Source organism: Allobosea sp. CCNWLY174 (assembly GCF_037120455.1).
GTDB lineage: Bacteria > Pseudomonadota > Alphaproteobacteria > Rhizobiales > Beijerinckiaceae > Allobosea > Allobosea lupini.
In genome coordinates this window covers 204451-219910 of record NZ_JBBBBQ010000008.1, presented here as the reverse complement: position 1 = coordinate 219910, position 15460 = coordinate 204451, and the positions used below count along the sequence as shown (strand labels likewise).

The 15460-nt window shown below is 68.1% G+C and carries 14 protein-coding genes and 1 pseudogene; 8 read left to right on the top strand and 7 right to left on the bottom strand.

Features of this window, described 5'->3' with window-relative positions:
• The first annotated feature begins 128 nt into the window (after positions 1-128).
• Both V7S63_RS21830 and V7S63_RS21825 read left to right on the top strand, forming a co-directional pair.
• Positions 129-1574, top strand: a complete 1446-nt coding sequence (locus tag V7S63_RS21830; protein ID WP_336531753.1) for a dihydrolipoyl dehydrogenase family protein — start codon at positions 129-131, stop codon at positions 1572-1574.
• Positions 1575-1585: 11 nt separating this feature from the next.
• On the top strand, positions 1586-3040 hold the full coding sequence (locus V7S63_RS21825; protein ID WP_100961138.1) for a sensor histidine kinase: 1455 nt from the start codon (positions 1586-1588) through the stop codon (positions 3038-3040).
• Between the two features lie 163 nt (positions 3041-3203).
• Here V7S63_RS21825 and V7S63_RS21820 read toward each other — a convergent pair whose 3' ends face one another.
• Positions 3204-3830: a S24 family peptidase gene (locus V7S63_RS21820; RefSeq protein ID WP_091833949.1), complete on the bottom strand. Its 627-nt coding sequence runs from the start codon at positions 3828-3830 to the stop codon at positions 3204-3206.
• Positions 3831-4074: 244 nt separating this feature from the next.
• On the opposite strand from V7S63_RS21820, the gene V7S63_RS21815 reads away from it, so the two are divergent.
• Positions 4075-4416: a DUF952 domain-containing protein gene (locus V7S63_RS21815; RefSeq protein WP_091833946.1), complete on the top strand. Its 342-nt coding sequence runs from the start codon at positions 4075-4077 to the stop codon at positions 4414-4416.
• Positions 4413-5501, top strand: coding sequence for a quinone-dependent dihydroorotate dehydrogenase (locus V7S63_RS21810; RefSeq protein ID WP_336531752.1), 1089 nt, complete (start codon positions 4413-4415; stop codon positions 5499-5501). Before V7S63_RS21815 ends, V7S63_RS21810 begins: the two co-directional genes overlap by 4 nt.
• 3 nt (positions 5502-5504) lie before the next feature.
• On the opposite strand, the gene V7S63_RS21805 is transcribed toward V7S63_RS21810, so the two are convergent.
• From V7S63_RS21805 to V7S63_RS21790, 4 genes are all read right to left on the bottom strand, one after another.
• Positions 5505-5777: a DUF6460 domain-containing protein gene (locus V7S63_RS21805; RefSeq protein WP_100961135.1), complete on the bottom strand. Its 273-nt coding sequence runs from the start codon at positions 5775-5777 to the stop codon at positions 5505-5507.
• An 83-nt stretch (positions 5778-5860) separates the two neighbouring features.
• Entirely contained in the window at positions 5861-6526 is a 666-nt protein-coding gene (locus V7S63_RS21800) for a response regulator (protein WP_425285432.1), read from the bottom strand.
• A 115-nt stretch (positions 6527-6641) separates the two neighbouring features.
• The gene (locus tag V7S63_RS21795; RefSeq protein WP_336531751.1) at positions 6642-8276 is read right to left on the bottom strand and encodes a cisplatin damage response ATP-dependent DNA ligase; all 1635 of its coding nucleotides are present in this window, start codon (positions 8274-8276) and stop codon (positions 6642-6644) included.
• A complete protein-coding gene (locus V7S63_RS21790; protein WP_336531750.1) occupies positions 8273-9328 on the bottom strand; it encodes a ligase-associated DNA damage response exonuclease in 1056 nt (351 codons plus the stop codon). Before V7S63_RS21790 ends, V7S63_RS21795 begins: the two co-directional genes overlap by 4 nt.
• A 60-nt stretch (positions 9329-9388) precedes the next feature.
• On the opposite strand from V7S63_RS21790, the gene V7S63_RS21785 reads away from it, so the two are divergent.
• Positions 9389-10327, top strand: a complete 939-nt coding sequence (locus tag V7S63_RS21785) for a methyltransferase domain-containing protein (protein WP_336531749.1) — start codon at positions 9389-9391, stop codon at positions 10325-10327.
• Between the two features lie 21 nt (positions 10328-10348).
• Here V7S63_RS21785 and V7S63_RS21780 read toward each other — a convergent pair whose 3' ends face one another.
• Entirely contained in the window at positions 10349-11020 is a 672-nt protein-coding gene (locus V7S63_RS21780) for a substrate binding domain-containing protein (protein WP_336531806.1), read from the bottom strand.
• An 84-nt stretch (positions 11021-11104) separates the two neighbouring features.
• Positions 11105-11278: pseudogene (locus V7S63_RS21775) on the bottom strand (helix-turn-helix domain-containing protein); the annotation flags it as partial.
• Between the two features lie 163 nt (positions 11279-11441).
• On the opposite strand from V7S63_RS21775, the gene V7S63_RS21770 reads away from it, so the two are divergent.
• Genes V7S63_RS21770 through pdeM form a run of 3 tightly spaced genes read left to right on the top strand, consistent with a single transcriptional unit; the run spans position 11442 to position 15323 of the window.
• Positions 11442-12074, top strand: coding sequence for a L,D-transpeptidase (locus V7S63_RS21770; RefSeq protein WP_442896494.1), 633 nt, complete (start codon positions 11442-11444; stop codon positions 12072-12074).
• A gap of 55 nt (positions 12075-12129) precedes the next feature.
• Positions 12130-14616, top strand: coding sequence for a ligase-associated DNA damage response DEXH box helicase (locus V7S63_RS21765; protein WP_336531747.1), 2487 nt, complete (start codon positions 12130-12132; stop codon positions 14614-14616).
• Positions 14617-14660: 44 nt separating this feature from the next.
• On the top strand, positions 14661-15323 hold the full coding sequence (gene pdeM / locus V7S63_RS21760; protein ID WP_336531805.1) for a ligase-associated DNA damage response endonuclease PdeM: 663 nt from the start codon (positions 14661-14663) through the stop codon (positions 15321-15323).
• Positions 15324-15460: the final 137 nt, after the last annotated feature.

Below are 15460 nucleotides of genomic sequence, written 5' to 3'. Positions count from 1 at the left end.
AAAAAGTGGGAACCGGTTTTTCGCATTGATCCTGCTCTAACCCTTTGATGAGAGCCGGATGATTTCAGTTGGCATCGCCTTGCGATTCCAACTGAAATCATCCGGCTCTAGCGACCGGGAGATGCGGCGTGAGCCAAACCGCCAGCCCTGCAGCCAGCAAGGAGCCGCTGACGCCGGACATCTGCGTCATCGGCGATACACCCGGCGGGCTCGCAGTCGCGACCGCGGCCGCGCTGTTCGGCGTCCGGACGGTGCTGGTCCGGCAGGGTGGGAATGCGTTTTCCCTCAACGAGGGTGCACGCGGCCAGGCCCTGCGGGCCGTGGCCCAGCACGCGCGGGACATCGCTGATGCCCAGGCCTTCGGCATCGCAGCGGAGACCAGCGAGATCGATTACGGGCGCGTGTGCGCCCATCTCGACCAGGTGTCGGCGAAACTGGCCGCGAACGACTCGGACGAACGCCTCGCCGCCCTGGGCGTGCTCGTGCTCAAGGGCGAGGCGCACTTCCAGAATCGCCGCCAGATCGCCGTGGGCGAGAGCGTGGTCAAGGCGCGCCGCTTCGTCGTCGCAACGGGATCGCTACCGGCGCTGCCCGATATTCCCGGCCTGGCCGAGCTGCCCGTCGTCACCGAGGAGAGCATCTTCGAGTTGGTCAAGCGCCCCGAGCGGCTGATCGTGCTCGGCGGCACGGCGGCTGCGGTCGAGCTGGCGCAAGCGATGCGCGCGCTCGGCAGCGAGGTCGCCCTGATCGCCCGGGACGGGCTCCTGCTGGACGAGGACCCCGAAGCGGCCGGGGTGCTCCGTCGGGCCTTGCTCAGCGACGGCATCGCCTTGCACGAAGGCCGGCCGATCCTGCGGGCCGAGAGCCATCGCCAGCGCCCTCGCCTCGTTCTCGACGGCGAGATCAGGGTCGACGGCACACATCTACTCGTCGCGAATGGGCGCAAACCCAATATCGCAGGCCTGGAACTCGACCTCGCCGGCGTGCGCAGCGACGAAGCCGGCATCGTCGTCGATGCCTCGCTGAGGACCGCCAATCGCAACATCTACGCCGTCGGCGATTGCGCCGGGGGCGCGGCCGCCGGAACGACGTCCAGCCAGGCTGCGCAGCATCAGGCCGGCCTCGTGCTCCGCAACGCCCTGTTCCGCCAGCCGACCCGCTTCAGGCGTGAATGGATCCCCCGCACGGTCCATGGCCGGCCCGAACTGGCATGCATTGGCCTGAGCGAGGCGCAGGCGCGCGCGCTGGGCGAAATCCGGGTGCTGCGCTTCCCCTATGCCGAGAGCGGACGCGCCCAGGCCGAGCGACAAACGGAAGGGCTGGTCAAGCTGATGACCGACCGCAAGGGCGGTATTCTCGGTGTCGTCATCGCCGGGGCGCAGGCGTCCGAATTGATCGTGCCCTGGGGGCTCGCCATCCAGAAGCGGATGAACGTCAAGGAGATGGCCGGATTGATCGTGCCATCTCAAAGCCTGTCGGAGCTGTCGCAGAAAGCGGCGCTCTCCTTCCAGGCGCCGCTCGCGGCAAAGCCGGGCATCCGCCGCCTCATCGGCTTCCTCAGCCGTTTCGGATAGACTGGCTGTTGATGTCAGTAAGACGGTTCGATCCCAACACCCTGTCGATCAGCGTAGCGCGCGGGCCGACGCAGCTCGGCCTCTCGGCCAAGCTGCTCGTGCTCACCATCCTGTTCGTGATGCTGGCCGAGGTGCTGATCTACCTGCCTTCGGTCGCGAACTTCCGGCGCAACTGGCTGAACGATCGGCTCGCAGCGGCGCAGATCGCCGTGCTGGTGCTCGAAAACGCCCCCGCGGAGGGCCTGCCAGAGGGCAGCGAAGAGCGGCTGCTGGCCGGCGTCGGCGCCTCCGCCATCGCGGCACGCGTCGGCGGTGCGCGCCGGCTGCTCAGCCTCGATTCGATGCCGCACGAAGTCGCCAGGACCGTCGACCTGCGCGACCAGAGCTGGATGCAGTCGATCGTCGAATCGGTGGCGACGCTGGTCAGCCCCTCGCATGAGATGCCGATCCGGGTGGTCGGACAGGCGGTCGGCGCCGCCGACTTCGTCGAGATCGTCATCGACGAGCGGCCGCTGCACCGGGCCATGCTGAAATTCTCGGTCAACCTGACGCTGGTCACGCTGATCATCTCGATCCTGACCGCCGGGCTGGTCTATCTCTCGCTGAACTGGCTTATCGTGCAGCCGATCCGGCATCTCGCCGCCAATGTGATGGAGTTCGAGCACGACCCGGAGAATCCGCGCCGTATCATCGAACCGACTGAACGCGCCGACGAGATCGGCGAGGCGCAGCGGGCGCTGGCACGCATGCAGGCGACGCTCGCCGACGACCTCAGAGCCAAGAAGCATCTCGCCGAGCTCGGGTTGGCCGTCAGCAAGATCAACCACGACCTGCGCAACATGCTGGCCGCGGCGCAATTGATGTCGGACCGGCTGACCGAGACGCGCGACCCGAAGATCCGGCGCTTCGCACCACGGCTGATCGCGACGCTCGGGCGCGCCATCGATTTCTGCCAGGCGACGCTCGCCTATGGCCGTGCCACCGAGGCGACGCCGGCGCTGCGCGATGTGGCGCTGCGACAGCTCGTCGCCGAACAGGCCGAGCTGCTCGGCCTCGGCGAGAACGGCGCGATCGGCTTCGTCAACGAGGTCCCGGCCGAGGTGGTCGCCCCCTGCGATCCCGACCAGATGGCACGGGTGCTCTCCAACCTGATGCGCAATGCGATCCAGGCGCTCGACAGCATCATGGAAGCCGGCGAGCGCAGCCCGATGCTCCGGATCAGCGCCGGCCGGCGTCATGAGGAGATCGTCCTGCGCATTGCCGACAACGGGCCCGGCGTGCCGCCGCGGGCGCGCGAGAATCTGTTCCAGGCCTTCCGCGGCTCGGTCAATCCTGGCGGCACCGGGCTCGGCCTCGCCATCGCCGCCGAGCTGGTGCGGCTGCATGGCGGCATGATCGCGCTGGAGCCGTCCGAGGTCGGCGCGGTGTTCACGGTGTCACTGCCGGCGCAGCGCATAGCTGCCTGATTTTCAACCCTCTCCGATCATCCCGGACGAGCGGCGAAGCGCCGATCCAGGATCCATTCCGGAGCCTATCCGAAAGAGGTTCCGGAACAGGTCCCTGAGCCTTCGCTTCGCTATGCTCGGGACGACCCACGCCGTTTCGGTGAGGAAGCGCCCTCGGCTGCGCCTACTGGCTCGCCCAGATCACCCGCGCCATGAAGGCGATCTCGGCGAGCGCGAGCACGCGATCTGCGTGCTCGGGATTGAGCGAGGCAAGCTCGACCGTCTTGGCGGTCTGGCGCCTGAGCTGCTTGGCCAGCACCTCGCCCTCGACGGTCTTGACCACGACCCGGTCGCCGCGGCGGATCGCAGCGCCGGGCGAGACGATGATGGTGTCGCCGTCGCGATAGAGCGGCAGCATCGAATCGCCGGCGATCTCGAGCGCATAGGCCTTCTCGTCCTGCAGGCCGGGAAAGGCGACCTCGTCCCAACCGGAGCCGACCGGAAAGCCGCCATCGTCGAAGAAGCCGCCGGAGCCGGCCTGGGCGAAGCCGATCAGCGGAATCGTATGGGCCGGCGGCATGCCGCGGCGCAGCACGTTCATGAACTCATCGAACGAGGCGCCGGTGGCGGAGAGAATCTTGGCGATCGATTCGGTCGAAGGCCAGCGCTCGCGCCCGTCAGCACTGAGCCGCTTCGAGCGGTTGAAGGTGGTGGCGTCGAGCCCGGCCTTGCGGGCGAGGCCCGACGGCGTCAGGCCATAACGCTGGGCGAGCGTGTCGATCGCACTCCAGATCTGGTCATGGGACAGCATCGCGGGGAGGCCTCGTTCCTGATGGTGCCGGCAGCGCAAAGCGGGGATTGAAATAGGAAATATCCCCTATCCTATAAGAATTCAATCTGATTTATCGCTCTGATTGGCGCGGCATGCCGCTTTTTCACTTTCAGACAGAGCGCCGACGGGCGCGGGCCGGCACCCGGCAAAGAAAACGGCGAACCGGTCCGGCGCGACACGCTTTCCCCTTTTGCCGACGGCCGTCAGGCGATATGTCCGCAACATGCCGCTCATCTACAAGATCTGTCCCGAGGCGCTCTGGCGCGAAGCCGAGGCCGTAGGCCTTTTCCAAGGAGCGCCGGTCGACCTCGCCGACGGCTTCATCCATTTCTCGACCGGCGCGCAGGCCCGCGAAACCGCTGCCAGGCATTTCGCCGGCCAGGACGGGCTGCTGCTGATCGCCATCGACGATGCCGTGCTCGGCGCGGCCCTGCGCTACGAGCCATCGCGAGGCGGGGCGCTGTTCCCGCATCTCTACGCCACGCTCGCCCCCAAGCAGGCGCGCTGGATCGCGCCGCTGCCGTTGGGCGAAGCCGGCCATGTGTTTCCGGAGGATGTCGCGTGATCGGAGCGCTGTTCGGCCTGGCGCGGCCGCTGATCCACAAGCTCGACGCGGAGCAGGCTCACCGGCTGACGATCGCGGCGCTGTCGGCCGCGCCTCCGCTGCGGCCGGCGGCCGATCCGCCGTCGCTGGCGGTCGAGGCCTTCGGACTGCGCTTTGCCAATCCGGTCGGTCTCGCCGCCGGCTTCGACAAGCATGCCGAAGCTGTCGACGGCGCGCTGGGCCTCGGCTTCGGCTTCGTCGAGGTCGGCGGGGTGACGCCGCTGCCGCAGCCGGGCAATCCACGCCCGCGCGTCTTCCGCTTGCCGGAGGACGAGGCCGTGATCAACCGCTACGGCCTCAACAGCGACGGCATGGAGGCGGTCGCGGCAAGGCTTCAAGCCCGCCGCAAGAAGAGCGGCCTCGTCGGCGTCAACCTCGGTGCCAACAAGGACTCGGTTGATCGCAGCGCCGACTACGCGGCGCTGGCCGGCCGGCTCGCCCCGCTCGCCGATTTCCTCACCGTCAACGTCTCTTCGCCGAACACGCCTGGGCTGCGCGACCTGCAGGCCGAGGACGCGCTCGACGACCTGATCGCGCGCACCCTCGCCGCCCGCGACGAGGCCGCCGCCGGGGGCAAGCCGACGCCCGTGCTGATCAAGATCGCGCCCGACCTCTCCCTGCCCGAGCTCGACGGCATGGTCGCGGTCGCCCGCCGCCGCCAGGTCGACGGCATGATCGTCTCGAACACGACGATCGCGCGGCCGGACAGCCTGCGCAGCGGCAACAAGGCCGAGACCGGCGGCCTCTCGGGCAAGCCGCTCTTTGTAGCCTCGACGCGCATCCTCGCCGAGACCTTCCTGCGCGTGGAGCGGCAATTCCCGCTGATCGGCGTCGGCGGCATCGATTCCGCGCAGACGGCCTTCGCCAAGATCCGTGCCGGGGCGAGCCTGGTGCAGTTCTATTCGGCGATGGTGTTCAAGGGCCCGGGCCTGGTCGGCGAGGTCAAGCGCGGGCTCGACATGCAAGTGCGCAAGGCCGGGCTGCCGCGCCTAGACGCGCTGATCGGGCGCGACGCGGAAGCGATCGCGCGGGGCGATGGGCTGTAGGGGCTAGCGCTTCGAGGCGAACAGCCGGCTGATCAGCCAGAGCGGCACGACGACTAGCGCACCGGCGAGCGCCCAGCCGCCGACCTCGCGGACCGCGTCGAAGCCCATATCGGTGAGCGAGCGGACGAAGCGCAGCGCCGAGTCGAAGAGGCCGCGCGGTGACAGGCCGAGGAAGGCCATCGCCGCGCCGACCAGCAGCGAGATGAAGAACAGGCGCACGAGGACGCTGAGGACGGAACCGCCCAGGAAACGCTCGGTGCCACCGCCATTGGCCATGGGAATCCCCTTCGGATCGACCGCGAGAGACAAATCAGACCCCGCTTGAACCGGGCCTGAACGCCGCCGTCAACCGCGGCGTCTCAGCTCGTCGCCGAAGCACCCTGCGCCGCCCAGCCGGCGCCGGCGATCTTGGCGGCGGCGATCACGGCCTGGGTGCGGCTGTCGACGTTGAGCTTGGTCAGGATCGCCGAGACATGCGCCTTGACCGTCGCCTCGGAGACGCCGAGCTCATAGGCGATCTGCTTGTTGAGCAGCCCTTCCGACAGCATCATCAGCACGCGCACCTGCTGCGGCGTCAGCGTCGCGAGGCGACGGACCATGTCGGCGGTCTCATGGTCGACCGGGGCGGAGAGATCGACGCCGGGCGGGGTCCAGACGCCGCCGTCGAGCACGGCCTGGATCGCCTCCCCCATCTGCGCGACCTCGGCGGTCTTGGGCAGGAAGCCGAGCGCGCCGAACTCGATGCAGCGGCGGATCACGGCGGGATCGTCATTGGCCGAGACGACGATGACCGGGATCTCGGGATAGGAGGCGCGCAGGAAGAGCAGGCCGGAAAAGCCCTGCACGCCCGGCATGGAGAGATCGAGCAGGATGAGGTCGATGTCCGAGGCTTCGGCGAGCGCCTGGCCGAGCGCCTCGAGCGAGCCGACCTCGCTGACCTCGGAGCCGGCCAGCGCATGCGAGACCGCCTGGCGCAGGGCGCCGCGGAAGAGCGGATGATCGTCCGCGATCACGATCCGTGTCATCATGCCCTCCGCGCGCCGAAGCCCGGCAAGATGCCGCGCGATTCCCCCTTGAACGTTCAAGCGCCCCCCATCTTACCCTGTCAATGCTCCAATCGCAGGGAGACACAGCGGATCGCTAATTGGCGGGGAGCAGCGCCTCCAATGTCTCGATCCGGTCGGCCTCGCCCGGCGGCTTGTCCCAGCGGATTCGGTTGATGCGGGGAAAGCGCATGGCGACGCCGGATTTGTGCCGCGTCGAGCGCTGCAGCCCCTCGAACGCCACTTCGAAGACGAGACCGCTCGCGAGCGTATGCGTGACCTCGCGCACCGGGCCGAAGCGGTTCAGCGTGTTCTTGCGGACATAGCGGTCGATCTCGATCAGTTCCTCGTCGGTGAACCCGAAATAGGCCTTGCCGACCGGCACCAGCTCGTCCGCGCCCGCCTCCCCAACCCGCCAGACGCCAAAGGTGTAGTCGGAATAGAAGGAGGAGCGTTTGCCGTGGCCGCGCTGGGCGTACATCAGCACGCAATCGACCAGCCGGGCATCGCGCTTCCATTTGTACCAGTAGCCCTTGGGGCGGCCCGGCAAGTAAGGCGAATCGAGCCGCTTCAGCATGCAGCCCTCGACCGCCTCGGCATCTGCGCCCGCCCCGGCGGAAGCCGGATCGGCACGCGCCTCGGTCAGTTCCTCCCAGCTTGCGAAGGTAATGCGCGGCGAGAGGTCGAAGCGGGCGTTGTCGAGCCTGCCGAGAAAGGCCTCGAGCCGGGTCCGCCGCTCCGTGTAGGGAAGGGCACGCAGATCATCGTCGGCTTCGGCCAGGAGATCGTAGGCGCGGATATGGGCCGGGAATTCGGCCAGCATCTTCGGCGTCACCTGCTTGCGGTTGAGCCGTTGCTGCAGCGTGTTGAAGCTCTGGACGATGCCGTCGCGCATCACCAGCAGTTCGCCGTCGATCGCGCCATCCTCGGTCAGCGCCTCGGTGAGATCGGGAAAAGCTCCGCCGATCTCCTCGCCGGTGCGGGAATAGAGGCGCACGACGCGGCTGCCATCGGGGCGCGTGCCGGCGACGGCCTGGACACGGATGCCGTCCCATTTCCATTCGGCGGCGAATTCGTCGGCGTTCAGCTTGCCGAAATCGCCGTCCTCGATCGCATGCGAGAGCATGACCGGGCGGAATGGCGCCGGATCGGTCGCCTCCGGCCGCGGCGCCCTGTCCTCCAGCCAGGCGAAGAGCGCGGTGTAGGGCGGCTCCAGCCCATGCCAGACCTGCTCGACCTCGTCGGCTGGTATGCCGCCGAGGCTCGCGGCGGCGGTCTTGGCGAGGCGGGCGGAGACGCCGATGCGGAGCGATCCGGTGATCAGCTTGAGCAGGGCCCAGCGGCCGGTCTCGTCAAGCGCGTCGAGCCAGGAGGCGATCAGGCGCGGCAGCTCGGTCTTGCCGGAGCTGCGCAGGCCGGCGACGACGTCGGGCAGATGCGGCACGTCGTTCGCACCATGCCGGGCCGGCCACATCAGCGCGACCGTCTCGGAGAGGTCGCCGACATAGTCATAGGACAGTGCGAACAGGACAGGATCGACGCGCTCGGCGATCAAGGCGCGGATCAGGCCGGGCTTGGCGTTCTGGAAGACCAGCCCGCCAGTCATCGCCGCCAGGGCACAGCCGCGATCGGGGTCGGGCGTCGTGCGCAGGTAATCGGCGATAAGCGCGAGCTTGCCGTTGCGGCGCGGCTCATAGGCGAGGCGGTCGAGCAGCCAGGCGAAGCGGTTCATGCGGACGCCTCCGCAGGCTTGGCCTCGGGTTCGGCCTCGCCCTCGTCGCCATAGCCGACGAGATGGAGCGGCATGCCCTTGAGGCCGACCGTGCCGCACCAATGCGCCAGCGCCTCGGCCTCGCCATGGGTGATCCAGATCTCGTTCGCCTGGACCTCGCGGATCGTCGCCTGCAGGTCGTCCCAATCGGCATGGTCGGAGATGATCAGCGGCAGCTCGACGCCCTTCTGGCGCGCTCGTGCCCTGACCCGCATCCAGCCCGAGGCGAAGGCAGTGACCGGATCGGGGAAGCGGCGCGACCAGAGGTCCTGGATCGCGCTCGGCGGGCAGATGACGATCTCGCCGGCGAACGCCTTGCGTCCCTCGGCCTTGCGCCCGCTCGGCTCGACCTTGCGGATTTCGCCGAGCGGGATGCCCTGCGTCTGGTAGAACTCGGTGATCTTCTCGACCGCGCCATGGATGAAGATCGGCCGCTCATAGCCGGCCTCGCGGATCAGCGCCATCAGCCGCTGCGCCTTGCCCAGCGAATAGGCTCCGACGATGTGCGTGCGATCGGGGAAGAGCCGGACGGAATCGAGCAGCTTGGCCGCCTCGGCATGGGCCGGCGGGTGGCGAAACACCGGCAGGCCGAAGGTCGCCTCGGTGATGAAGACGTCACACGGAACGGGCTCGAAGGGCGCGCAGGTCGGATCGCGCTCGCGCTTGTAGTCGCCGGAGACGACGATGCGCGGGCCCTTGTGCTCGACCACGATCTGGGCGGAGCCGAGGACATGGCCGGCCGGGACGAAGCGGAAATCGACCGCGCCGATGCGGGTTGTCTCGCCGGGAGCGGCCACCTGCTGCGAGCCGGTGAAAGCCTCGCCATAGCGCAGCGCCATGATCGCCAGCGTCTCACGCGTCGCCAGGACCGCGCCATGGCCGGCGCGGGCATGATCGGAATGGCCATGGGTGATCAGCGCCCGCGCCACCGGGCGGACCGGATCGATGTAGATATCGGCCGCCGGGCAATAGAGCCCGGCCGGCGTCGGCGTCAGCAGATCGGAAGGCTTCATCGTCTGGCCAGTGTCATCTGCCTTCGGTAAACCCGCAGCATGATCGAAAAGGGCAGCAGCGTGTACTCCGCCAGTTCCGGGGATGAACGTCTCGACCGTCGTTATGCCTGGGCCGAGGCGGCGTTGAAGGATGGCGACCCGCAGGCGGCGATCGACATCCTCGATCAAACGCTCGCCGAGAACTACGGTTTCACCGCCGCCTGGCATCTTTACGGGCTGGCCCAGGAAACGCTCGGGCACAATGAGGAGGCTGCGACCGCCTGGCGGCAATGCCTCGAACTCGACCCCAACGACCATGTCGGCGCCAAGCTCGACCTCGCCCGCATCGGCGCGCTGCCGGCCGAGCAGGCGACCTCGGAGAATTTTTCAGGCGCACTGTTCGATGCTTATGCCGAGCGCTTCGACAGCCACCTCGTCGGTGCCTTGCACTATCAGGCGCCGGCGCTGCTGAAGGAGGCGCTGGCGAGGCATTGCGTGCAGGCGGACCATCCTCTTCATTTTGGGACGGTCCTCGATCTCGGCTGCGGCACCGGGTTGATGGGCGAAGCGATCCGCGCCGAAACCGAATTCCTCGCCGGCTGCGATCTGTCGCCCCGGATGATCGCCAAGGCGCAGGCCAAGACGCGCGAGGATGGCGGAACGCTCTACGACAAGCTCGCGACCGCCGGCCTCACGGCCTTTCTGGCGAGCCGGCCCGACGCCTGCGCCGATCTCGTCATCGCCGCCGACGTCTTCGTCTATCTCGGCGATCTCGCCTCGTGCTTCCATCAGAGCGCGCGGGTGCTCAAGACAGGCGGGCTCCTCGCCTTCACCGTGCAGAGCCATGACGGCGAGGGCATCACCGTTGGGCACGACCGGCGCTTCGCCCATGCCGAGAGCTGGATCAGGGAGGCGCTTGCCGAAGCCGGGCTGAGGCCCGTATTGGTCGAGCCACGTAGCACGAGGATCGATCGCGGCCAGCCGGTGCCGGGGCTGCTGGTCATCGCCGAGCGCCACTGAGGGCACGAGGCCGGCGCCAGTCTAGGCCGCCTCCGACCGCATATCCCCGGCATCGACGCCCTCGACGGCGCGCAGGGCCGGGATGGCGAAATCAGTGAAGGCGCGCACGACCGGGCGCATGAAGCGCACCGAAGGAAAGGTCCAGAAGGCCTCGGTCGGCTTGACCTCGTAATCCGGCAGGATTCTGACGAGGTTTCCTGCCGCGAGTTCTTCCGTGACGAGCAGATGCTGGACGGGGCCGGCAGCCCGGCCGGACAGCAGGGTCGCGGTGACAGCGTCGGCGTGGTTGACACGCATGATCGGCCGCACCGGTACGTTGATGCTCTCTCCTCCTCGCTGCAGCGGGAGGCTATCGCGGGGCGATAGCAGCGTCGCAGAAGTCACGACATCGATCTCAGACAGCTGCGCCGGCGTCCCAATCGGCCCCGATCGGGCCAGGAACTGTGGGGAAGCGACAAGGATGCGGCGCACCAGGCCAAGGCGCCTGACGATCAGTTCCTGGCCATCCGGCCGGCCGTAGCGCAGCGCGAGATCGAACCCCTCATAAACCAGATCGACCGCGCGATTCTCCAGAACCAGATCGATGGTTACGCTGGGATGGCGCTCCTGAAAGGCCAGCGCGATCGGGTGGAGATGCTTGGCGCCGATGCAGGACGGCGCATGCACGCGCAACAGCCCTTCGATCGCGCCCATCTCGTGGCGAACGCCTTCCAACGCCGCATCGATTGTCGCGAGGGCGCTCCGACTGGCCTCATAGAGCGTTATGCCCTGTGCGGTCGGCCGGACCATGCGGGCTGAGCGCTCCAACAGGCGCGCTCCGACATGCCGTTCGAGATTGCGCAGCTGCTTGGTGACGGCCGGTTGCGACACCGACAGATCGCGCGCTGCGGCGGTGACCGAGCCACGTTCCACGACGTGCACGAAAGCTCTCAGGGCGGAAGCGATATCCATGCATAGCCATTGGTTATGATATCCATGACCTCATAACGGATCGACGCTGCCGCGGCAAATTGCTCTATCGCCGCACCGATCCCGTCACGCGAGCCGATAGCCTGAAATGCCCATCGACCGACGCCGCTTGCTGCTCGGCAGCCCATTCCTTTTGTCCGGCTGCGTGACGAGACCCGCGCCCGAACTTTCCAGCCAATCGCCCGCCGGACGCCTCGACACGTTCGATGCCGACTATGCCTCGATCTATGCAGCCGTCGACGGCGAGCCTTTTCCGGTGCCGGCCATCGACCTCAGCGAAATCGAGCCCGAATTCCTGCGGCGGGAGGTCAGCTATCGCACGGCCGAGCGGCCTGGAACCGTGGTCGTCGATCCTGGCGAACGCTACGCCTACCTCGTCGGCGAAGGCGGACGCGCGATCCGCTACGGCATCGGCGTCGGCAAGGAAGAAGGCTTCAATTTCCGCGGCGCCGCGACGATCGCGCGCAAGGCGCAATGGCCGCGCTGGACGCCGACGCAGGATATGATCCGCCGCGAACCGCAGCGCTATGGCCGCTATGCCGGCGGCCTGGCAGGCGGCGCCGGCAACCCGCTCGGCCCGCGCGCGCTCTACCTCTATCGCGACGGTCGCGACACGCTCTACCGGCTGCACGGCACCGTCGAGCCGTGGACGATCGGGGCGATGGTTTCGTCCGGCTGCATCCGGCTGCTGAACCAGGACATCATGGATCTTTATCGGCGCGTGCCGGTCGGCAGCAGGGTCGTCGTATTGGGATCAAGCGGCAACCCGGCCGTCTGAAAGGCGAGAGACCACCGTTCCCTTTTCGTTCGGCAGAGCCTATCTCTGTCGCTCGATGGATGCGCCCTCGCCTCTCCCGCCCGCCTTCTCCGCCTGGTTCGCCAGCCGCGGCTGGAGCGTCAGGGCGCATCAGCTCGCTCTGCTGGAGGAAGCGCGGGCGGGGCGCTCGACCCTGCTGGTGGCACCGACCGGCGCCGGCAAGACGCTCGCCGGTTTCCTGCCCTCGCTGGTCGAACTGACCCAGCGCGGCGGCGAACGCGACGGCCTGCACACGCTCTATGTCTCGCCGCTGAAGGCGCTCGCGGTCGACATCGCCCGCAATCTCGAGATGCCGATCCGCGAGATGGGGCTGTCGGTGAAGGTCGAGACGCGTACCGGCGACACCTCGCCGGCCAAGCGCGCCCGTCAGATCGAGCGGCCGCCGGATATCCTCCTGACGACGCCGGAACAGCTCGCGCTCCTGGTCTCTCACCGCGACGCCAAGCCGTTCTTCGCGAACCTACGCCGCGTCGTGCTCGACGAGTTGCATGCGCTGGTCACCTCCAAGCGCGGCGACCTGCTCTCGCTCGACCTCGCCCGTCTGCGCATGCTGGCGCCGCAGATGAGCGCCGTGGGCCTGTCGGCGACGGTGCGCGAGCCGGCGGACCTGCAAGCCTATCTGGGCGGCGCCGGCACTCCGTCCGGCCTCGTCACCGTCAAGGGCGGCGCACAAGCGCAGATCGGCATCATGCATACGAGCCGGCGGCTGCCGCTGGCGGGCCATGTCACCGCCCATGCAGTCGGCGACATCTATGCGGCGATCCAAGCGCATAAGCTGACGCTGGTCTTCGTCAACACGCGCATGCAGGCCGAGTTCATGTTCCAGGCGCTGTGGAGCGTGAACGAGGAGACGCTGCCGATCGCATTGCATCACGGCTCGCTCGATGTCGGCCAGCGCCGCAAGGTCGAGGCGGCGATGGCGGCGGGCAAGCTGAAAGCCGTCGTCTGCACCGCGACGCTCGATCTCGGCATCGACTGGGGCGATGTCGACCTCGTCGTCAATGTCGGCGCGCCGAAGGGGGCCAGCCGCCTGATGCAGCGCATCGGCCGCTCCAACCACCGCATGGACGAGCCTTCGCAGGCGCTTCTCGTGCCCTCGAACCGCTTCGAACTGCTCGAATGCTGTGCTGCGCTCGATGCCGTGGCGGAGGCGGCGCAGGATACGCCGCCGCCGCGGTTAGGGGCGCTCGACGTGCTCGCCCAGCATGTGCTGGGGGTGGCCTGCTCCGACGGTTTCGAGCCCGACGCGCTCTATCGGGAGATCCTCACAGCTTCGCCCTATGCCGGTCTCGACCGCGCCGATTTCGACGCGGTGGTCGATTTCGTCGCGACCGGCGGCTATGCGCTGAAGAGCTATGAACGCTTCGCCAAGCTGCGGCGGAGCAAGGACGGGCTCTATCGCGCCAGCAACGCCCGCGTGATCCAGCAATACCGCATGAACATCGGCACCATCGTCGAGTCGACCATGCTCAAGGTCCGGCTCGGTCGCTCCAGGCCGGCTCGTCCCGGCGGCCAGAAGATGCTCAGCCGCGGCGGGCGCGTGCTCGGCGAGCTCGAAGAGTATTTCGCCGAGACGATGACGCCGGGCGACACTTTCGTCTTCGCCGGCGAGGTGCTGCGCTTCGAGGGCATCGTCGAGAACGAGGTGGTCTGTTCGCGCACCAGCGCCGGAACCGACCCGAAGATCCCGTCCTATGCCGGCGGCAAGTTCCCGCTCTCGACCTTCCTCGCGGCGCGGGTCCGCGCCATCCTGGCGACACCGAAGGAATGGGCGAAGCTCCCCGACGAGGTCTCGTCCTGGCTGCATGCGCAAAGGCTGAAATCGCGCCTGCCCAAGCCCGGCGAACTGCTGGTCGAGACCTTCCCGCGCGCCGGGCGCTTCTTCCTCGTCGCCTACCCGTTCGAGGGCCGCCTCGCCCACCAGACGCTCGGCATGCTGCTGACGCGACGGCTGGAGCGGGCCCGGCTGAAGCCGCTGGGCTTTGTCTGCAACGACTATGGCATCGCCGTCTGGACGCTCGGCGACATGGGCGCGGCGATCGCGCGCGGGGCGCTTTCGCTCGACGATCTCTTCGCGCAGGACATGCTCGGCGACGATCTCGAGGAGTGGCTGGCCGAATCGGCGCTGATGAAGCGCACCTTCCGCTCCTGCGCCGTGATCGGCGGCCTGATCGAGCGTCGTTTCCCCGGCCAGGAGAAGAGCGGGCGGCAGGTGACAATATCGACCGACCTCGTCTACGACGTGCTGCGGCGGCACCAGCCCGACCATGTGCTCCTGCGCGCCGCGCGCGCCGACGCGGCGACGGGCTTGCTCGACATCGGCCGCCTGGGTCAGATGCTGACACGGATCAGCGGGCGAATCGTGCATCAGCCGCTCGATCACGTCTCGCCGCTCTCGGTCTCGGTCATGCTCGAGATCGGGCGCGAGGCGGTCCACGGCGAAGCGGCCGACGAGATCCTGGCGGAGGCGGAAGCGCAGATGCTCGAAGAGGCGATGGCGTGAACCTGGCGGCGAAGGAAACCGGAGAGGTGGCAGCCGAGGCGTTCATGCTCGGCCGGCTGGCTGTCGTGCCCGACCTGTCCGGCGCGCTCTATCTGCCGGACGAGCGCACGCTCGTCGTCGCCGACCTGCATCTGGAGAAGGGCTCGGCCTATGCGGCGCGCGGCGTGCTGCTGCCGCCCTATGATTCCGCCGCGACATTGCGGCTGCTCGGCGCCGCGATCCTGCGCTACCAGCCGGCACGCGTGATCGCCCTCGGCGATTCCTTCCATGACCGCGGCGCCGAGGCACGGATCGACGAAAGCTGCCTTGCGAGCTTGCGCGCCTGCCAGGCCGGCCGCGACTGGCTCTGGATGAGCGGCAACCACGACCCGATGATCTCGGCGGCGATGGGCGGCACGGTAGCCGGTGAGCTCGAGCTTCGCGGCGTCATGCTGCGGCACGAGCCAAGCCCCGCCGGTGCGCTGCCGGAGATCGCCGGGCATCTGCACCCCGCCGCCAAGGTCCGCATGCGCGGCCGGGCGCTGCGCCGGCGCTGCTTTGCGATCTCGCCGAGCCGCTGCGTCATGCCGGCGATGGGCGCCTATGCCGGCGGTCTCAATGTCCGGGACATCGCCTTCCGGCCGCTGTTCAGCCTGGGCTTTTGCGCCCATCTTCTCGGCGACGGCAGGCTCTTCCGCATCGACCCGCGCCTGCTGCTGCCGGACTGAAAACAGACCGGGGCAGCGATGTCGGGCACTCCATTGGTGATGGCATGCTCCGGCGCCCTTCATTTTCATGTGCAGGGATATGTGCGGAACAGGTTGCGTCGGGGCGGGGCTTGTGGCATCAGGACGCCGCTTCGGAA